The sequence below is a fragment of the Anaerosporobacter sp. genome (assembly GCF_031551385.1).
Lineage (GTDB): Bacteria > Bacillota > Clostridia > Lachnospirales > Lachnospiraceae > Anaerosporobacter.
This window is the reverse complement of record NZ_JAVBNS010000257.1, coordinates 1-19730: the sequence shown is the minus strand read 5'-3', so window position 1 is coordinate 19730 and position 19730 is coordinate 1. Positions and strand designations below refer to the sequence as shown.

Genomic DNA, 19730 nt, shown 5'->3' with positions numbered 1-19730 from the left:
TTACTTTAACCTTGCCAACCTACCGACAACAACTCGGTCAAGGCCGGGCAAATCTTTTACTATATTAATTTCTGTAAATCCTGCATCTAAGAGTAGGCTACTTACCGCCTCTCCTTGGTCATGCCCAATTTCCAAAAAGATATATCCATTCTCTCTCAGATATTGATGCGCTTCTTTTGCTAATATCCGATAGAAATATAACCCATCGTCAAATCCATCTAGTGCTAACATTGGTTCATGTTCCTTCACTTCTGGCATAAGACCTTCAATTACCTTGGTAGGTATGTACGGCGGATTCGAAACAATCATATCATACATCCCTGTTACCTTATCAAATATATCACTTTCAATAAAATCAACTGGCACTTCAAGGGTTTTTGCATTATGTTTAGCAACATTCAAAGCTTTCTCTGAAATATCTACTGCTGTAAGACTCTTAGGTTTGCATAGCTTACCTAGACTAATAATAATGCAACCAGATCCTGTACACATATCTAGTATATCTGCATTATCTGCATGTTTCATCGCTAATTCAACAAGTATTTCTGTATCTTGTCTTGGTATTAAAACATTCTCATTCACATAAAAACATAACCCCATAAACTCTTGCTCATTTGTTATATATTGATATGGAATACGCTTTGTTCTCGCCAAAATCATTGTTTTATATCTTGCATATTGCTCTTCATCAATCTCTCGATTCGGATTCATATAATAATCTGTACGACGAATTCCAAAACACTCCATAGCTAGATACCATGCATCTAATTTTGCTTCTTCTACTCCTACACTTACAAGGAGATTCTCTGCTTCTTGCAATACTTCTGTCAAGGTAGCCATATTCTCTATACCTCTTCTATTTCTCTTTGCCTTGCTCAAAATCATCTGCATTAGGAGTATCAAAATAGCGATCTAGCGCACGAAGAATCTCATCATCTTCCTCGTCATCATCTTCATAATTCATCTTCTCAAACTTAGGTTTTTCTATTTTCTCTGATGTAACCGCTAACTCTTCTAATACATCGTTATTTTCCTGTTCGTCTACTTCTTCCGTCTTTTCTTCAGCTTTAACTTTTTTCTTACTGTCTTTCCACTGATTTGCATTCTCTTGTAAATATCCCTTCCAATCAAACACTGCCTCTACTGACTTAATCGCTACTTCTATCATATCATCATCAGGTTCTTTTGTTGTAAGACCTTGTACTAACAATCCTGGCTTGCTTAAAACTGCTACTATCTTTGAGTCACTCTTACCCGCTAAACGAATAAATTCGTAAGATATACCAGCAATTACAGGTACTAGTAAAATTCTATAAATTACACGTAACCAAATAGAATCTACTTTTATAAAGATAAAGAAAATCGCACTTACTATCATAACAATTAATAGAAAACTTGTTCCGCAACGTTTATGTTCTTTTGATTGCCAACGAACATTCTCAATCGTTAACTCCAAACCATTTTCAATGCAATTAATTGTTTTATGCTCTGCTCCATGGTACATAAACACACGTTTTATGTCTTTCATTTGTGAAATTGCTACCACATATGCGATAAAAATCAATATACGAATGATACCTTCAATTATTGCAAGTAACACTGTAGACTCAATTACATTCGATAATAAATTACCTAAAAAGAATGGTAAGAGCATAAAGATACTTACTGCAAGAATAATAGATGCACAGATTGTGAGTGCCATAAACAAGCCTTCACCTTCATCTTTTTTCGCCTCTTCCTTGTTATCTTTTGTTGCTGTATTCTTTTTATCAGATTTTTTATCTGTCTTTTTGTCATTTTTCTGTTCTTCTTCATCTTCAAAGAAACTCGACGAATATGTTAATGTTTTCGTTCCAATTACCATAGATTCAATAAAATTAGCAACCCCACGTACAATTGGAATTCCAAGTACTTTATATCTTTTTGTAATACTTACATATTTATTCTTCTGAATAACGATTTCATTGCTTGGTGTTCTAACAGCCACTGCATATTCGTCTTGATTCTTCATCATAACGCCTTCTAATACAGCCTGTCCTCCAATTCCTGACGACCTCATTCTCGTACCTTCCCTTTCTTCTTATCAATCCCTCATAACCTGTTCATATAAAGCAATTTAACTATATCTTACTATCCCCTTTATATAAATGAGTTCCTCTGTATACGAAACTATCTATAATTCTATTTAAAAATAGGCTGAGATTATATAACCTCAACCTGTTTTTAAATAGAAAGTTAAAACTCTTCTATCTAGTTTTCTTCTTTTAAACCGTATCTACGGTTGAACTTGTCAATTGCACCATGAGCAGCAATTGCCTTTTGTTGTCCAGTGTAGAATGAATGGCATTTAGAACAGATTTCAACATGGATACCTTCCTTAGTTGAACCTACTGTAAATTCGTTACCACAGTTACATACTACCTTTGCTTGGTAATAATCTGGATGGATTCCTTCTCTCATCATTTCACCTCTTCTTAACGTTAATTATATTGGATTGGATTTTGCCAATCGTATTAACATAAGACATAACCTACTAATAGGATATGCCGTAGTTTTATAAACAGCTTTTTTATTATAGCATAGAATTTTGACATATGCAAACACTTTTTATACAAGCTTCGTCTTTTTTACAGTTTCAATAAATTCAAAATTAGATTTTGTTCGTAAGAATAAATCAATTATCTTCTCTAATGCCTCATCTGATTTCATCCCACTCAATGCACGATGAATAAGATAATTCGCTTCTGTTTCTTGAGTATTTAATAGCAGATCATCACGTCTTGTACTTGATTTTGCTAAATCAATCGCTGGGAAGATTCTCTTTTCTGATAAACTACGATCAAGAACAAGTTCCATATTACCAGTTCCTTTGAATTCTTCAAATACAACATCATCCATACGTGACCCTGTATCAACAAGTGCAGTTGCTAGGATTGTTAAGCTTCCACCCTCTCTCATATTTCTCGCAGCACCAAAGAACCTCTTAGGCATATGAAGAGCAGCTGGATCTAAACCTCCTGATAACGTGCGACCACTTGCTTGTACTGTTAAATTATATGCTCTTGCAAGTCTAGTGATACTATCTAGTAAAACAACGACATCTTTCTTATGCTCTACAAGTCTTTTTGCTCTCTCTATTACCATCTCAGATACACGTTTGTGATTTTCTGGCAATTCATCAAACGTAGAATAAATCACTTCTACATTCTTACCTTCAATAGACTCTTTAATATCTGTAACTTCCTCCGGTCTTTCATCTATTAATAAGATAATCAATTGCATATCTGGGTGATTTACCGTAATTGATTTTGCAATCTGCTTTAACAGCGTCGTTTTACCCGCTTTAGGAGGTGATACAATCATCCCCCTTTGACCTTTACCAATAGGTGATACTAAATCAACCATACGCATTGCAATTCCTGTCCCTGGCGTTTCAAGATGAATCCTTTCATTCGGAAAGATTGGAGTAAGGTCTTCGAATTTCTTACGTTTTTGCGCCTCTGCTGGATGGATTCCATTTACAGACTTTACAAAAAGCAATGCACTGAATTTTTCATTCTGATTACGGATACGTGTATTACCAACAACAATATCTCCTGTTTTTAAGTTAAATCTTCTTATCTGTGCAGGTGATACATATACGTCATTCTCTCCTGGCAAGAAATTATCGCAACGTATAAATCCATATCCATCAGGAAGAACTTCTAATATTCCCTCTTTTGTTTCACCACTATCTAACTGTTCAACATCATTACTTGCTGAATTTTGACGTCGTACTCCTTGTACATCTGTATTTGAAGTTTCCTTTACTTCTTTGCACTCTTTTACTTCTTTGTATTCTTTCACTTCATCTGTCGTCTGTTTACTCTTGTCTTCTCCTATTAACATATCAATTAATTCTTTCTTTCTTAGTATTGATATATTCTTAATACCCTTTTGCTTTGCCGCCTCTTTTAACTCAGCCAAAGACATTGCATCGTAATTATTCTCCATATGTATACTCCTTTACTCAACTTATTCTCTGCTTCTATATTAAACAGATTTTTTGATACACATATTATCTGTTATTGTTTAATCAAAAATGTAACAGCCACTTCTCAATATAATAATTCATTTGCACTCAAAAAGCTACATAATTATAGAAAGTCTCACTGTATACCATTTGTTATCAAATTAACATCTTAGTCTTTTCAATTACTAACATTATTACATAAAACATTTCATTGGGAAATACAAGATTGTCAGAACAGTAGAATTTCTTTTATTATACATCCATTTTTGTACAAAATAAAGCGTTTTTATTGATTTCCCATTTTGTTAGTGTTATGATTAATATACTTGCAAAATAATTTTTATACATATTTGCTTACTATTAAGACGTTACTCAAATATGTTAAAATCTATAATAACGGAATGGAAAGGACGAATTATTGCTATGACAACAAACGAAAAAGCTCTTATATTACATGAAGAATGGAATGGTAAAATTGAAACTGTCTCAAAATGTACTGTTAAATCAAGAGAAGATCTTGCACTTGCCTATACTCCTGGTGTTGCAGAACCATGTAAAGTGATTGCAGAGGATAAAGAGGAAGCGTATAAATATACAATAAAATCAAATACAGTTGCTGTTGTTTCCGATGGTAGTGCTGTACTTGGTCTAGGCAATATTGGTCCCTATGCTGCTATGCCTGTAATGGAAGGAAAAGCAGTCCTTTTTAAAGAATTTGGTAATGTAAATGCATTCCCTATTTGTTTAGATACACAAGATACAGAAGAAATTATCAAAACAATTGTTAATATTGCTCCTGCATTTGGCGGTATCAATCTTGAAGATATCAGTGCTCCTCGTTGCTTTGAAATTGAAGAACGCTTAAAAGAACTTCTTGATATCCCTGTATTCCACGATGATCAACATGGTACAGCCATTGTTGTACTTGCTGGTATTATCAATGCACTTAAAGTAACAAAAAAACAAAAAGAAACTTGTCAAGTAGTTGTTAATGGCGCTGGCTCTGCTGGTATTGCAATTACAAAACTTCTTCTTACTTATGGTTTCAAGAATATCATAATGTGTGATAGAGTGGGTATATTATGCAAAGGTGCTAATGATTTAAACTGGATGCAAGAACAGATGATGGATGTAACAAATCTAGAGCACAAACAAGGTTCTTTAGCTGATGCACTTAAAGGTGCTGACATCTTCGTTGGTGTTTCTGCCCCTAATATAGTTTCTAGTGAAATGGTTGCTAGCATGAATACAGATTCTATTCTTTTTGCTATGGCAAATCCAGTTCCTGAAATTATGCCTGATGTTGCAAAAGCTGCTGGTGCAAAAGTTGTTGGAACAGGACGTTCCGATTTCCCTAACCAAGTAAATAACGTAGTTGCTTTCCCTGGTATCTTTAAAGGTGCTCTTGAAGGACGTGCTACACAAATTACTGAAGAAATGAAACTTGCTGCTGCTGAGGCAATTGCAGGCCTTGTTGATGAAAAGGATTTGAACGAAAACAACATTATGCCTGAAGCTTTCGATCCAAGAGTTGCTGAAGTTGTTAGCAATGCTGTTAAATCATACATCAGACGCTAATACTTATCTATATTAATAAATCAGATTGGAGTCTATATACTTGAATAATAAACGAATGTGGAATGACAAACGTTACCATTCCTTTGATTATTACTTAAAAGAGCAATTCCATCACCGATTATATAAATTATCAATAAATGGTGGTATGACTTGCCCAAACAGAGATGGTACGCTAGGAACAAGAGGCTGTATCTTTTGTAGTACTGGAGGATCTGGTGATTTTGCCACAAGTGCGCATCTTTCTATTACTGAGCAAATTGAAGAGGCAAAAGCTCTCATTGCTCATAAAGTTAAAGAAGTACCCGATACCCCACAATATATCGCTTATTTTCAAGCTTTCACTAACACTTATGCTCCTGTCTCCTATCTAAGAGAAATATTTACAGAAGCACTTATGCATCCCGATATTGCGGTACTTTCTATTGCAACAAGGCCCGACTGCTTGGGCGAAGAAGTACTTGCCCTACTTGATGAATTAAACCAGATAAAACCAATCTGGATAGAACTTGGTCTACAGACAATTCACGAAGATACTGCAAATCGTATAAGAAGAGGGTATCCTCTCTCTTCTTATGATACCGCAGTTAAAAATCTGCGAGCTATACACATTGATGTTATTGTGCATCTTATTATTGGACTCCCTTACGAAACAAAAGAGGATATTCTACATTCTATAGACTATGTTAATCACTCAGCAATACAAGGTATTAAATTGCAACTCCTTCATGTCTTAAAACATACTGATTTGGAGACTTATCTTGATTCTATGCATATCCTTTCTCTTGATGAATATGTTGCAATCCTTATTGCCTGTCTGGAGCATCTAGACCAAGATATTGTAATTCACCGTATAACTGGTGATGGACCTAGTGATTTGCTACTAGCTCCTCTTTGGAGTACAAACAAGAAACTTGTGTTAAATACAATTCAACATACCATGAAAACTCTTGATTCTTGGCAAGGTAAGTTGATTGGAGGCACTTGACCCATTCGAGCTTAGAATCGTATACACCAACAATCGTTATGGAGGTAAATATATGCAATCAGAAGCTTTAACCTTATATAAATTAATTATTTTATATATTCTTGAAAAAGTTGATTTCCCTCTTTCTAATGCACAGGTTTCAAACTTTATCTTAGAGAAAGAGTATACCAATTACTTTACAATCCAACAAGCAATTTCAGAATTAACTGAATCTGACTTGGTTTATTGTGAAACAATACGTAATACAACGCTTTACAAAGTAACAGACTCAGGGCGTGAGACTCTCGAATATTTTAATAATCAGATTTCAGATGCCATCAAAAAAGACATTATTGATTACTTAAAAGCGAATAAATATACATTGCGCGAGGAAGTCTCTACATTATCAGATTACTTTCAATCAAAGCCAAACGAGTATATTGTTCGTTGCCAAGTAAAAGAAAAAGATAGTTCTGTTATTGAACTGAACCTAACAGTACCCTCTGAAGAAGAGGCTTCTACAATCTGTAACAGCTGGAGAAGCAAAAGCCAAGAAGTCTATTCTTTCATTGTGAAGACTTTAATGACTAGTAAAGATTCAGCCGAAGACACGAATGAATAGGAGCATCTCCCATCAAAATACTTTAACAAAAAACGCTATGTAACATCTTGTAACGATGTTCACATAGCGTTTTTCTTATTCTTCTGAATCGTCTTCTACAGATTCCTCTGATGCAATATCAATATCTTCTTCAATTTCTGATTCTTCCAATTCTTCATCAAATCCACCATTCAATGCGAACTCAATCAACTCCCAAATTTCATCTCGACCTTGTTTTGTCAAAGCCGAAAAAGGAAGAATTGGTGTTCCCTCTACCGTATTCAATGTCTTACGAATCACCTTAATGTGCTTATCCCTTTGACTACGATTAATCTTATCTAATTTCGTAGCAATAATAACAGGATTATACCCATTATGAACAATCCAATCATACATAGCCTTATCATTACCAGAAGGCTCATGGCGAATATCTACTAGTAAAAATATTATACGAAGTTGCTCTGAACTACGTAGATATTTCTCAATTAATTTTCCCCATTTTTCCTTTAACGCTAATGAAACCTTAGCATATCCATACCCAGGAAGGTCAACAAAATACAATTCTTCGTTAATATTATAGAAATTTATAGTCTGTGTCTTACCCGGTTGTGAAGATGTTCTCGCATACGCTTTTCGATTCATCAGCGCATTAATCAAAGATGATTTTCCTACATTGGATTTTCCAGCGAAAGCAATCTCAATTTTATCATTTTCTGGTAGTACGCTTGTTACGCCACATACCGTTTCTAAGTTTACACTTTTTACATGCATAGTTACTCCAATCTAATGCCCAAGCATTTCACTACTATTAATTATTGGAAATCTTTATTTCACAAATGCATAAGATAGCACTTCTTCCATTGTCTCTACGAACTTAATATCAATTCCTGCAATAATCTCTTTCTCTAGTTCCTCAATGTCTCGCTTGTTTTTCTTTGGCACAAGAACCAACTTAACTTTAGCCGCTTTCGCTGCAAGCACCTTCTCTTTCAAACCACCAATTGGTAGCACTCTTCCTCTAAGGGTAATCTCACCTGTCATAGCAACATCTGCACGTACTTTTGTATTCGTAATTGCAGATAACATTGCTGTCGCCATTGTTATCCCTGCTGATGGTCCATCTTTTGGCACTGCACCTTCTGGAATATGGATATGAATATCTTTCTTTTCAAAGAATTCTTCATCAATGTCATACTGACTACTAATCGAGCGGATATAACTAATACCTGTTTTCGCAGATTCTTTCATTACATCGCCAAGTTTACCTGTTAATTCAAACTTACCTTTGCCTGGCATTACATTTACTTCGATTTGAAGCGTATCACCGCCAACACTTGTCCAAGCAAGCCCTCTTACAATACCAATTTCATCGTCCTTGTTAATCTCATCGAATGTATAACGTTCTTTCCCTAGATATGTCTCAAGATTCTTATCTGTAATCTTAATACTTTTCTTATCGCCTTCTAAGATCTCTCTTGCAACTTTTCTACAGATTTCACCTAATCTTCTTTCCAGATTACGGACACCTGCTTCTTTTGTATATCCATTGATAATACGACTAATCGCCTTATCTGATATACTCAATTGCTTTTCGTTCAATCCATTCTTTTCAACCTGCTTATCAACAAGATGTTCTTTTGCAATATGCTCTTTCTCATTCTGAGAATAACTATTTACTTCAATTAATTCCATACGGTCTAATAATGGGCGAGGAATCGTTTGAACAGAATTTGCGGTAGCAATAAATAAAACTTCTGATAAATCAACAGGTAGTTCAATGTAATGATCTACAAATTTATTATTCTGTTCCGAATCTAACACCTCTAATAACGCTGAAAATGTATCACCCTTATAATCATTGCTTACCTTATCAATCTCGTCTAACAACATAAGTGGATTCTTTACACCAGCACTCTTAATCCCCTTCACAATACGTCCAGGCATCGCTCCGACATATGTTCTTCTATGTCCACGAATTTCTGCTTCATCACGCACACCACCAAGACAGATACGTACATACTCTTTATCTAACGCTCTTGCTACAGAACGTGCAATAGAAGTTTTTCCTGTTCCTGGTGGTCCAACTAGACAGATAATTGGACTCTCACCTTTCTTCGTCAAGCTACGTACCGCCAAGAACTCTATAATACGATCTTTTACCTTCTTAAGTCCGTAATGATCTTCATCTAACACTTTTTTTGCATTCTTGATATCTTTATTATCTTTGCTAACTTTATCCCAAGGAAGCGTTAACAACATTTCAATATAGCCTCTTAATACGGAACTTTCAGTTGAATTATTACCCAGATTTTTATAACGGTCAATTTCCTTCTCTATCTGTTCCTTCACAGCCTTTGAAGCTTTTAATTTCTTTACTTTTGCTAGATATTCCTCTGCCTCTGTAAGAGAATCTTTATCACCTAATTCCTCGCGAATAATCTTGAGCTGCTCCCTCATGATATATTCTTTTTGGTTCTTATCTACTTTTTCCTTCACTTTTGCTTGGAATTCTTTTCTGATTCTGATGATTTCAATTTCATTTGTTAATGCGACACAAGTTCTCTCATAACGTTCCGACACATCTGATAGTTCTAATAATTCTTGTTTTTCTTCATAACTAAACGAAATATTTGAAGCAATCGCATTCAACAAATGTTGAATATCTTCATCAAGCATCATTGTTTTCATGATATCCTTACTTAATCTTGGATTCTCCATCGCAAATACTTCTAGGATACTTTTTATCCCTCTAAGATAAGCTGTCGTCTCTACTTCTTTAAGCTCATCTAATCCTGTATCTTCTTTTATCTGAATCTCTCCATATAGATAAGGTTGGTCATTGTACATTTCGCAAAGCTCTGCACGCTCTAGTCCTTGCACCATAACGCGGATTACATCACCAGGAAGTTTAACTAACTGCTTAATCTCTGCCACTGTACCAATTTGATATAAATCATCCGCCTTTGGTTCTTCCACATTCGGATCTTTTTGCATTAATAACAGCACTTGTTGATCCTGTTCCATCGCTGTCTCTACTGCATTTATAGTGATTTTACGGTTAATATCAAAGTGGATTAATGTGTCTGGCAAGATTGTCATCCCTCGTAATGCTACGATTGGCATTATTTTGCGTATCTCTGTCATACTTTACCTCATTTCTGTAGTGCTTTTGTGTTTCACTTTAGATAAAAAGTCCACTAAAGTATTACCTTCAGTAGACTTTTTTTGACAATTATGCAATTTCATTGCTATTCTTTTTAGGAAGTCTCTTTGTCGTAGTTTTCTTAGCTGCACCTTCTTCAGAATAAATTAGAGTAGGTTCATCTAATCCTTTCGCAGCTGCTTCTGTGATAATACACTTTGCGATTTTGCTATCAGAAGGAATCTTGTACATAGAATCCATCATAATGGCTTCCATAATAGCACGAAGTCCTCTCGCTCCAGTCTTTCTTTCGAAAGAACGTTTTGCAATTTCTCTGATTGCATCTTCCTCAAATTCTAATTCAACACCATCTAATTCAAACAATTTTCTATATTGTTTTACAATCGCATTCTTTGGCTCTGTTAAGATATGATATAATGCATCCGCATCTAATAAGTCAAGACCTACATTAACAGGCACACGACCTACAAACTCTGGAATCAAACCAAACTTAACAAAGTCTTGTGGCAATACTTTTTTCAATAGTTCTCCGATATTTTCTTTATCAACTGTATCAATTTCTGCATTAAATCCAATTGACTTATTGCCAATTCTCGACTCGATAATCTTCTCTAAACCATCGAATGCTCCACCACAGATAAATAAAATATTAGAAGTATCAATCTGAATAAATTCTTGATGTGGATGTTTTCTTCCACCTTGAGGTGGTACATTTGCTACTGTACCTTCAACAATTTTAAGTAATGCTTGCTGCACACCTTCACCCGATACATCTCTTGTAATTGAAGTATTCTCTGATTTTCTTGTTATTTTGTCTATTTCATCGATATAAATAATACCGTATTCTGCTCTTTCAATATCATAATCTGCTGCTTGTATTATCTTTAATAGTATATTTTCAACATCTTCACCAACATAACCAGCTTCTGTTAATGTTGTTGCATCTGCAATAGCAAATGGTACATTAATTAATTTTGCTAGTGTTTGCGCTAGGTATGTCTTACCAGACCCTGTTGGTCCTACCATAATAATGTTACTCTTTTGTAATTCTACATCTAAATCCTTATCCGCAAGTACTCTCTTATAATGATTATATACAGATACTGCTAATACTTTCTTAGCCTCGTCTTGACCAATAACATATTGATCTAAGAAATCTTTGATTTCTTCTGGTTTTAGTAAATTGATACCATTCTCTTGAATTGTATCATCGAACTCTTCTTCAATAATTTCTGAACAAATCTCTATACACTCATCGCAAATATATACATTTGGTCCTGCGATTAATTTTCTTACTTGATCTTGCGTCTTATTACAAAAAGAACATCTCAATTGTTTTCTTTCATCTGTTCGATTAGCCATGCAATACACCTCCATTTTTAGTAAATATAGTAACTCCATAGTAGCAAATTCTCTGATTTAATCTGTCACCATGAAGTCACTTTCTACTATAAATTTTTTACTGTCTACTTGTAATTATACTATCAATTAGGCCGTATTCCTTAGCTTCTTCCGCAGTCATATAATTATCACGTTCTGTATCAACTTCGATAATTTCAACTGGTTTTCCTGTATTCTGAGCTAAAATATCATTTAATTTCTTCTTTGTACGTAAGATATTGTCTGCTACGATTTTAATATCCGTAGCTTGACCTCTTGCACCACCTGAAGGTTGGTGAATCATAACTTCTGCATTAGGAAGAGCTAATCTCTTTCCTTTTGCTCCACCAGCAAGAAGGAACGCTCCCATACTTGCTGCCATTCCCATACAAATTGTAGAAACATCTGATTTAATAAACTGCATTGTATCATAAATAGCCATACCAGCAGTTACAGAACCTCCTGGACTATTGATATATAAGCTTATATCTTTTCCTGGATCTTCGGCTTCTAAGAATAATAATTGAGATACAATAAGACTCGCAGAAACGTCTGTTACTTCTTCTCCTAAAAATATAATTCTTTCTTTAAGAAGTCTAGAATAAATATCGTAAGATCTTTCTCCTCTACTTGTCTGCTCTATGACATAAGGCACTAAACTCATACTTAATCCTCCTTATCTTTATTGTTATTGTTCACTTCGTGAACAGTAACCTTTATTATTCCTACATCGTACAAATGCTGACTTCATTACAAAATCAGCATTTTATTAGAATAGTATAACATTCTAAATTTAATTATTAATACGGCTGAAAACAAGTTTCTCCGTCAATTATGCTTCTTGAGAATTCTCTACAACGAAGTCAGCAGCTTTTTGAACAGCCATATCCATCTTCATTTGTTCTTTTTCTCCATCGCCAAGAAGTTCTTTTAATTTTTCAACTTCCATTTTGTACATCTCTGCCATTTTAGCGATTTCTGCATCTACTTCTTCTTCAGATATTGTAATGTTTTCTGCTTTAACAACAGCTTCAAGTACTAATCTGCTTTGGATACGTTTTTCAGCTTGTGGTCTCATTTGTTCGAATAATTTTTCTTTTGTTAAACCAGTAAAGCTAAAGTATTGTTCTACTGATAATCCTTGTTGTTGTAATCTTCCAGCAAAATCTTCTGCCATTTGTCTGATTTGTGTATTAATCATTGCTTCTGGAATTTCCATTGTTGCATTTTCAATGATTGTTTCAATGATTTTATCTTCTTTTTCGTTATTAGCTGTTGTAACTTTTTTCTCTAATAAAGAAGCTTTGATATCTGCTTTATATTCATCTAAAGATTCAAATTCAGATACATCTTTAGCAAAATCATCGTTTAATTCTGGTAATTCTTTTGCTTTGATTTCATTGATCTTTACTTTGAACATAGCTGGTTTTCCTGCTAATTCAGGTGCATGGTATTCTGTTGGGAAAGTAACGTTAACTTCTACTTCTTCTCCAACTTTTTTACCAACTAATTGATCTTCAAATGTATCGATGAAAGAGTGAGAACCAAGTGTTAATGGGTAAGCTTCGCCTTTTCCACCTTCAAATGGAGTTCCATCTACAAATCCTTCAAAATCAATTGTTAAAGTATCTTTTAATTCTGCTGCTTTATCTTCAACTGTAATAGTTCTAGCGTTTTGTTCTCTAACTTTATCTAATTCAGCTGCTAATTCTTCTTCTGTTACTTCAGTTGCAACTTTTTCTACTTTAATTCCTTTGTAGTCACCTAAAGTTACTTCTGGTTTAACAGCAACTTCTGCTGTGAAGATAAATGATTTTCCTTTTTCGATTTGAACTACATCTATTTCTGGCTGAGAAACGATATCCAAACCACTTTCAACTGCTGCTTTTTCATAAGCCGTAGGAATAATTGAATTTGCTGCATCTTCGAAGAAAATACCAACGCCATACATTTTTTCAATCATAGCTCTTGGAGCTTTTCCTTTTCTGAATCCTTGAATAGTCATTTTTCCTCTATTCTGAAGGTATGCTTTTTGGATTGCAGCTTCAAATTCTTCTGCTGTAGCTTCAATAGTAAGCTTTACCATGTTCTTTTCTAATTTTTCAACTTGTAAACTCATTCTAAGATTTCCTCCTGTAATTAACACTTTCCTTATTAACTGCATAATTATACAGTTTTTGGACATTCAAGCAAGGCTATTTCTTGCCACACAATAGATTTCTCTATCATGTATTGTCTGTTCTCAAATTCAGTCTTGTAAACAAGCGAATTTGTGCATTGCTATATTATAGCATATATAATTAGTAATTACAAATTAATTTTCTTATTCGCCTTTTGCATGGCCTTTATCTTTTAAAATGTCAATTACTTCATACACATATTTTTTACATTTTTCTTCTGTTTGCGCTTCAACCATAACACGTAAAACTTGCTCTGTACCACTTTCACGCACAAGAATTCTACCATTATCTCCAAGTTCGTTATTAATTCTTTCAACTGCATTTTTTACATCTTCATCATTTCTTGCAGTTGGTTTATCAAACACTTTAACATTAACAAGTAATTGAGGATAAATCTTAACTTTCTCTATTAGTTCAGAGAGTTTTTGTTTCTTCTCTAACATAACTTCCATCAATTTAAGAGAAGTAAGTACACCATCTCCTGTTGTTGCATGTTTGCTAAAGATAATATGTCCTGATTGCTCACCACCTAATGAATGATTATTAGCAATCATATTCTCATTCACATACTTATCTCCTACTGTAGTTTTTTCATAGCGAATTCCTGCTTTATCAAAAGCTTTAAACAAACCGATATTGGACATAATCGTAGCTACTACTGTATCATTATTTAACTCACCACGCTCTTTTAGATATGTCCCACATAAATATAATATTAAATCGCCATCAATAATATTCCCTTTATCATCCACAGCTAAACATCGATCTGCATCACCATCATAAGCAAATCCAACATCCAATCCCTTTTCAACAACATATTTTTGTAAAATATCAATATGTGTTGATCCACAGTTATTATTAATATTTGTACCATCTGGTTCATTATTAATCACATATGTTTTTGCTCCAAGTGCATCAAATACACCTTTCGCAACTGTTGTAGCTGATCCATTGGATAAATCAAGAGCAACCTTAACATTTTTGAAAGAGCGCGTTGGAAGCGACATTAAATAACCAATATAACGATGTCTTCCTACTGAATAATCAACTGTTCTTCCTATCTCTGCACCAGTTGCAAAAGGAAGATCATCAACTTCTTTATCTATGTATTCTTCTATTAATGCTTCTACTTCTGCTTCCAGCTTATAACCATCCGCATTAATAACTTTAATTCCATTATCATAATATGGATTATGACTAGCAGATACCATAATACCACAATCAAAATCTTCACTACGTACAACATACGCTACACTTGGAGTAGGTGTTACATGTAGTAGATACGCATCTGCACCACTTGCAGTCAAACCTGAAACTAACGCATATTCAAACATATAGCTTGATCTTCTTGTATCCTTACCAATCACGATCTTTGCTTTATGATCTTTTCCATAATAATAACCTAAATAACGTCCTACTTTATAAGCATGCATAACTGTCAAATCTACGTTCGCTTCCCCACGAAAACCATCTGTACCAAAATATTTTCCCATTCTTTACTTTCATGCGTTACAACTGCAAGATTACTCTTACAAGCAATATCGCATGACTCCTTTCTTCATTTCTTGCCCATTATATTAGGCTTGCTACAGCCTATACTGTCCTGTGCTTCTCTATTAATATATCTCTATGGTTTTTATTGTATTCTAACATATTTAAAAACCAAGTCAAGTATTGACGCCCTATAGACAAAAAAAACATCACCAAATATGTACGATTGAGGCAATTTGATCATTTCTTCTCGCATAGCACAAAGTAAAGCCGATACATTGCTGTAGGTGCTTTCTCATCACAATCATAAATACATGGCGATGTTTTCTTATTATGGTGAAGCTACACCGTTATTACGCTAAAGCTTCACGTTTTTACCGAATGGTCGGCAGATTAGTTGCTTGAAGATCCTGATCCTGACATAGATTCTTCTTGCTTTTTAATCATTTGGCGAACCATTTCTCCACCAACAGAACCATTTTGAGCACTTGTTAAGTCTCCATTATAACCTGCTTTTAAAGGCACTCCAAGTTCTGATGCTACTTCCATTTTGAATCTGTTCATAGCCTCTTTTGCTTGTGGTACTTCCATTCTGTTAGAACCGCTGTTATTACTTGCCATAATAATGCACCTCCGTGGTTAATATAAGGATCGATTTTCGTGAAATCGTCCGTTGGATTGTTGCAAACACCGTCTTTGATGTTTGTAATATTATTATGACCAATAATAAAAATATTATTTTGGTAAGTTATGGTTCTTACATTCTTTTTATTTTACAAGATACTTATCAAGACCTTTTGCAGTTACAATTAATTGATCTAACAATTCACGAACATTTGAAGAGTCTTCTTTACTTACTTCACTTACTTCTTCACCTTGTTGAGCACTTGCAAATACTTCTTCACTTGCAGCTGATAATTGACTAATATTATCAACAATAATTTGATTTGAATTTGCCAATTCTTCTAACTTCTTATCTACGCCATCAATATCTTCTGATAATGTTTTCATGTTATTACTTACATCTACAAAGCTTGTTGATGTATCTGCAATTAATACGCCTTGTTCATTAGATACTTCAATGTTTTCTTTTACCGTTACCATTGCATTTGTTGCTTCTTCATTTAATGCTTCTATAATCTTTGAAATATTCTCTGTTGCTTCTCTTGTTTGTTCTGCTAACTGTCTTATCTGCTCTGCAACAACTGCAAATCCTCTACCAGCTTCACCAGCTCTTGCACTTTCAATTGATGCATTCAGTGCTAATAGATTTGTTTGGTTCGAAATAGAGAAAATCAAACTTGTAATATCTTTTACTTCTTGTGTCTTTGTGTGTAATTCGTCCATTGATTTTGCTACTACTTTATTCGTTTGTGCTACTTTATTCGCATGTTCCTTCAATGAATTCATCTTATCAAGATTATCTGAGATTACATTTCCAGATTCTACGGCAACTCGTACCATTCTCTTAGACAATTCTACTGTGTCTGCGATAGATTCTTGAATTGTACTTGTCATCACTGTTTGTTCTTGAATACTGTCTGCTGTAACTTGTGTACTTGCTGTTATTTCTTTAACTGCACTTCCTACTACTTCAATAGAATCTGCTAATTTAATTACTAATTGGTCTGACTCAATTGCTCCTTCTTTTACTGCCTCTGCAATATGTAGCACTTCATCTAACATTGCCATCTGAACCTTTTGCTCATCTTGTATCGAATGTAAGGCATCATGATTAAAGTTATGACCAATTCTAGTGCAACGATAAACCATTGCTAAACATGCTAGATAGATAAATGTCTCTGCTAAATCACCAATACCTTGCAAACCACCAATAGCATAACATATAACGATTGGTAAAAATGATACAATTGCGTAAAGTCCTACAATCTTTTCTCTATAGAATAATACTAAATTCACCAAAACAATAAGTGGCGCACATTTTAGATAAGTACTTTCCTCGCCAATCATTGCCATTGTATATATTAAAAGAAAACCCGCCGTCGCGATATGTTTCAATTGTTCATTCGCAGGATTCTTTAGCACAATAGTCACATCCACTGCAGCAAATGCAATCGTTAATGCATACATTACTAATAAAAACGGCTTATGTAACACATTCATTCCTTGGCTTTGATACTGAATAAATGTCATAATCAATATTGTTAGAAATAATAGCGATATTGAAATAACTAAACAGCGGTTCAGTACTTTTTCTCTTTCATCTTTTTCCTTAAACTTTCTTTCTTTACGTAATGCCTTATGTTGATGTATCTTCTGTTTCTCATTCTCTAAACTCATACTAACTCCTCCTTGTTGTTTTAACATATTTATTTATTTTCATACATACATTGTTATAATCCACTATGAATACTGAGGAACTAACATGTATGCATTTTATCAACTGGTAAAGCACGTTAATCAAGCTGTATGGGGATTACCTATGATTCTCCTTCTTCTTGGAACTCATATTTTCTATACCTTTAAGTTACGTTTTATTCAGCGATTTACTTTCCGAGGTATTCGTCTGTCACTTCAAAAAGACAATTCCATAGAAGGTGATGTTAGTAGTTTTGCTTCCCTTGCGACAATCTTAGCTGCTACTCTAGGTACAGGTAATATCATTGGCATCTCAACTGCAGTTGCTTTAGGCGGACCAGGTGCTATCTTTTGGTGTTGGATTACTGGTATACTTGGTATGGCGACTTCGTATGCCGAATGTTATCTTGGTATAAAATTTCGCAAAAAAACACCAAACGGAAACTACGTTGGTGGGCCTATGTACGTTCTTGAACATGGACTCCACTCAAAAAAACTTGCTATAGTTTTCAGCTTGTGCACATTAGCTGCTTCCTTTGGTGTTGGTTGTACCACACAAGCAAATTCCATAACGACCACCACTTCCGCAACGTGGCATCTATCCCCCTCTACTGTAGGGTTCATTACTGCCTTCCTATGCGGACTTGTTATTGTAAGCGGTGTCAAATCTATCGCTACTGTATGTACAAGGCTTGTACCCACTATGGGTGCATTTTATATCTTAAGTTGTTTTGTTATCTTAATACTTAACCGCAATTTTCTATCACAAGCAATTCAACTTATTGTGTCATCTGCTTTTTCCACACGTGCTGCTACTGGCGGTTTCATCGGAAGCACGGTTCTTATTGCTGCTAGACAGGGTGTTGCTAAGGGCCTCTTCACAAATGAAGCTGGCCTAGGCTCTGCTGCAATTGCTGCTGCAAGTGCCAAAACCAAAGATCCTAGTCGTCAAGCTCTTGTATCAATGACTGCAACTTTTTGGGATACTGTCGTAATGTGTGCAATTACCGGTCTAGTAATTGTCAGCAATCTGCTACACTACCCGGATTCTGCTGCTTCACTTACCAATGCAGAGTTAACTACTGCTGCATTCTCTGTCATCCCTTTTGGTAAAGTGCTTTTGAGTTTCGCTCTCATTGCATTTGCAATGGCAACGCTTATCGGTTGGTCATTCTTTGGGGAAAGTGCCGCTTACTACCTCTTCGGTAACAAGGGCATACAAATCTATAAAGTGTGCTATATCATTATGATATATATAGGAGCAGTGTTGTCTCTCGACTTGGTATGGGAGCTCTCCGATCTCGTCAATGCCATTATGGCATTCCCAAACTTAATAACACTTCTCCTTCTATATAAATTAGTGCCCACGTATAAACCTAAGCTTTAAACACAATTGACTTAGCAACACTATCTGCTAATTCTTTACCTTCTAATTTTTCAACAATCGCTAATGAAAATTCTATTGCCGATGACATTGATCTACCTGTAATAACATTACCGTCAACAACAACTTCTGCATCAACAATAGTCGCGCCACGTAACTTATCTTCGTAACCTGGGTAGCAAACAGCTTTTCTACCTGCTAATATACCTAATGTACCAAGAATACTTGGGGCAGCACAGATTGCAGCGATACTTTTACCATTCTCATAGAACTTATTAATTAATTTCTGTAATGGTCTATTCTCTGCAAGACGTGCTGTTCCTGGCATACCACCTGGAAGTACAATCATATCAACTGCTTCATAGTTCATATCGTCAAAAAATCTTTCTGTCACAAGAGTAATTTTATGTGCTCCACATATTTCTTTAATTCCCTTCATGGAAACTAAAGTTACGTCAATCTTCGCTCTTCTTAATACATCTACAACCGTTAATGCTTCAATTTCTTCAAATCCATCTGCAAAAAAAACTGCAACTTTTTTCATATTATATTCCTCCGTAAAAATTCCTTCATACACAATACTACACAGTTATCATAACACAATTTTTATTATATGTGAATAAATTATCTCTAATTAAATGTAGTTTCTTTCTTCCAT

The 19730-nt window shown here is 34.7% G+C and carries 17 protein-coding genes; 4 read left to right on the top strand and 13 right to left on the bottom strand.

Features of this window, described 5'->3' with window-relative positions; all coding sequences use genetic code 11:
• From prmC to rho, 4 genes are all read right to left on the bottom strand, one after another.
• Complete coding sequence (gene prmC, locus RMR19_RS19230) at positions 1 to 840, bottom strand: peptide chain release factor N(5)-glutamine methyltransferase (protein WP_310605122.1); 840 nt, start codon at positions 838 to 840, stop codon at positions 1 to 3.
• A gap of 16 nt (positions 841 to 856) precedes the next feature.
• Positions 857 to 2059, bottom strand: coding sequence for a DUF1385 domain-containing protein (locus RMR19_RS19225; protein WP_310605121.1), 1203 nt, complete (start codon positions 2057 to 2059; stop codon positions 857 to 859).
• Positions 2060 to 2250: 191 nt separating this feature from the next.
• Positions 2251 to 2460 (bottom strand): 50S ribosomal protein L31, encoded by a 210-nt coding sequence (gene rpmE, locus RMR19_RS19220; RefSeq protein WP_310605120.1) that lies wholly within the window; start codon positions 2458 to 2460, stop codon positions 2251 to 2253.
• Positions 2461 to 2607: 147 nt separating this feature from the next.
• Complete coding sequence (rho, locus tag RMR19_RS19215) at positions 2608 to 3993, bottom strand: transcription termination factor Rho (protein WP_310605119.1); 1386 nt, start codon at positions 3991 to 3993, stop codon at positions 2608 to 2610.
• A gap of 442 nt (positions 3994 to 4435) precedes the next feature.
• Here rho and RMR19_RS19210 point away from each other — a divergent pair, with 442 nt between their 5' ends.
• From RMR19_RS19210 to RMR19_RS19200, 3 genes are read left to right on the top strand one after another with little or no spacing between them, the layout of a single operon-like run.
• The gene (locus tag RMR19_RS19210) at positions 4436 to 5590 is read left to right on the top strand and encodes an NAD(P)-dependent malic enzyme (RefSeq protein WP_310605138.1); all 1155 of its coding nucleotides are present in this window, start codon (positions 4436 to 4438) and stop codon (positions 5588 to 5590) included.
• Positions 5591 to 5645: 55 nt separating this feature from the next.
• Positions 5646 to 6575 carry a TIGR01212 family radical SAM protein gene (locus tag RMR19_RS19205; protein WP_310605137.1) on the top strand — a complete coding sequence of 310 codons (930 nt, stop codon included), beginning with the start codon at positions 5646 to 5648 and terminating at the stop codon, positions 6573 to 6575.
• A 52-nt stretch (positions 6576 to 6627) separates the two neighbouring features.
• On the top strand, positions 6628 to 7176 hold the full coding sequence (locus RMR19_RS19200) for a DUF4364 family protein (RefSeq protein ID WP_310605118.1): 549 nt from the start codon (positions 6628 to 6630) through the stop codon (positions 7174 to 7176).
• 75 nt (positions 7177 to 7251) lie between these two features.
• Here RMR19_RS19200 and yihA read toward each other — a convergent pair whose 3' ends face one another.
• The 8 genes from yihA to RMR19_RS19160 all read right to left on the bottom strand — a co-directional run bounded on the left by yihA (position 7252) and on the right by RMR19_RS19160 (position 17670).
• Positions 7252 to 7926, bottom strand: coding sequence for a ribosome biogenesis GTP-binding protein YihA/YsxC (gene yihA, locus RMR19_RS19195; RefSeq protein ID WP_310605117.1), 675 nt, complete (start codon positions 7924 to 7926; stop codon positions 7252 to 7254).
• A gap of 54 nt (positions 7927 to 7980) precedes the next feature.
• Entirely contained in the window at positions 7981 to 10299 is a 2319-nt protein-coding gene (gene lon / locus RMR19_RS19190) for an endopeptidase La (protein WP_310605116.1), read from the bottom strand.
• A gap of 88 nt (positions 10300 to 10387) precedes the next feature.
• The gene (clpX, locus tag RMR19_RS19185; protein WP_310605115.1) at positions 10388 to 11680 is read right to left on the bottom strand and encodes an ATP-dependent Clp protease ATP-binding subunit ClpX; all 1293 of its coding nucleotides are present in this window, start codon (positions 11678 to 11680) and stop codon (positions 10388 to 10390) included.
• Between the two features lie 97 nt (positions 11681 to 11777).
• Complete coding sequence (clpP, locus tag RMR19_RS19180) at positions 11778 to 12362, bottom strand: ATP-dependent Clp endopeptidase proteolytic subunit ClpP (RefSeq protein WP_310605114.1); 585 nt, start codon at positions 12360 to 12362, stop codon at positions 11778 to 11780.
• A 168-nt stretch (positions 12363 to 12530) separates the two neighbouring features.
• The gene (tig, locus tag RMR19_RS19175) at positions 12531 to 13817 is read right to left on the bottom strand and encodes a trigger factor (RefSeq protein WP_310605113.1); all 1287 of its coding nucleotides are present in this window, start codon (positions 13815 to 13817) and stop codon (positions 12531 to 12533) included.
• Between the two features lie 204 nt (positions 13818 to 14021).
• A complete protein-coding gene (gene glmM, locus RMR19_RS19170; RefSeq protein ID WP_310605112.1) occupies positions 14022 to 15371 on the bottom strand; it encodes a phosphoglucosamine mutase in 1350 nt (449 codons plus the stop codon).
• A gap of 391 nt (positions 15372 to 15762) precedes the next feature.
• Positions 15763 to 15990, bottom strand: coding sequence for an alpha/beta-type small acid-soluble spore protein (locus RMR19_RS19165; RefSeq protein WP_310605111.1), 228 nt, complete (start codon positions 15988 to 15990; stop codon positions 15763 to 15765).
• Positions 15991 to 16137: 147 nt separating this feature from the next.
• Positions 16138 to 17670 carry a methyl-accepting chemotaxis protein gene (locus RMR19_RS19160; protein ID WP_310605110.1) on the bottom strand — a complete coding sequence of 511 codons (1533 nt, stop codon included), beginning with the start codon at positions 17668 to 17670 and terminating at the stop codon, positions 16138 to 16140.
• An 85-nt stretch (positions 17671 to 17755) separates the two neighbouring features.
• Between RMR19_RS19160 and RMR19_RS19155 the strand changes: the two genes are divergently transcribed.
• Positions 17756 to 19075, top strand: a complete 1320-nt coding sequence (locus RMR19_RS19155; protein ID WP_310605109.1) for an alanine/glycine:cation symporter family protein — start codon at positions 17756 to 17758, stop codon at positions 19073 to 19075.
• On the opposite strand, the gene RMR19_RS19150 is transcribed toward RMR19_RS19155, so the two are convergent.
• Entirely contained in the window at positions 19065 to 19616 is a 552-nt protein-coding gene (locus RMR19_RS19150) for a DJ-1 family glyoxalase III (protein WP_310605108.1), read from the bottom strand. The two genes, RMR19_RS19155 and RMR19_RS19150, sit on opposite strands and share 11 nt — an antisense overlap.
• Positions 19617 to 19730: the final 114 nt, after the last annotated feature.

Coding starts and splice junctions, on each gene's coding strand:
- rho (WP_310605119.1), bottom strand. CDS start 3,993: ATGGAGAATAATTACGATGCAATGTCTTTGGCTGAGTTAAAAGAGGCG.
- RMR19_RS19200 (WP_310605118.1), top strand. CDS start 6,628: ATGCAATCAGAAGCTTTAACCTTATATAAATTAATTATTTTATATATT.
- RMR19_RS19160 (WP_310605110.1), bottom strand. CDS start 17,670: ATGAGTTTAGAGAATGAGAAACAGAAGATACATCAACATAAGGCATTA.
- clpP (WP_310605114.1), bottom strand. CDS start 12,362: ATGAGTTTAGTGCCTTATGTCATAGAGCAGACAAGTAGAGGAGAAAGA.
- RMR19_RS19150 (WP_310605108.1), bottom strand. CDS start 19,616: ATGAAAAAAGTTGCAGTTTTTTTTGCAGATGGATTTGAAGAAATTGAA.
- RMR19_RS19155 (WP_310605109.1), top strand. CDS start 17,756: ATGTATGCATTTTATCAACTGGTAAAGCACGTTAATCAAGCTGTATGG.
- RMR19_RS19225 (WP_310605121.1), bottom strand. CDS start 2,059: ATGAGGTCGTCAGGAATTGGAGGACAGGCTGTATTAGAAGGCGTTATG.
- yihA (WP_310605117.1), bottom strand. CDS start 7,926: ATGCATGTAAAAAGTGTAAACTTAGAAACGGTATGTGGCGTAACAAGC.
- RMR19_RS19165 (WP_310605111.1), bottom strand. CDS start 15,990: ATGGCAAGTAATAACAGCGGTTCTAACAGAATGGAAGTACCACAAGCA.
- prmC (WP_310605122.1), bottom strand. CDS start 840: ATGGCTACCTTGACAGAAGTATTGCAAGAAGCAGAGAATCTCCTTGTA.
- clpX (WP_310605115.1), bottom strand. CDS start 11,680: ATGGCTAATCGAACAGATGAAAGAAAACAATTGAGATGTTCTTTTTGT.
- glmM (WP_310605112.1), bottom strand. CDS start 15,371: ATGGGAAAATATTTTGGTACAGATGGTTTTCGTGGGGAAGCGAACGTA.
- tig (WP_310605113.1), bottom strand. CDS start 13,817: ATGAGTTTACAAGTTGAAAAATTAGAAAAGAACATGGTAAAGCTTACT.
- lon (WP_310605116.1), bottom strand. CDS start 10,299: ATGACAGAGATACGCAAAATAATGCCAATCGTAGCATTACGAGGGATG.
- rpmE (WP_310605120.1), bottom strand. CDS start 2,460: ATGAGAGAAGGAATCCATCCAGATTATTACCAAGCAAAGGTAGTATGT.
- RMR19_RS19210 (WP_310605138.1), top strand. CDS start 4,436: ATGACAACAAACGAAAAAGCTCTTATATTACATGAAGAATGGAATGGT.
- RMR19_RS19205 (WP_310605137.1), top strand. CDS start 5,646: ATGTGGAATGACAAACGTTACCATTCCTTTGATTATTACTTAAAAGAG.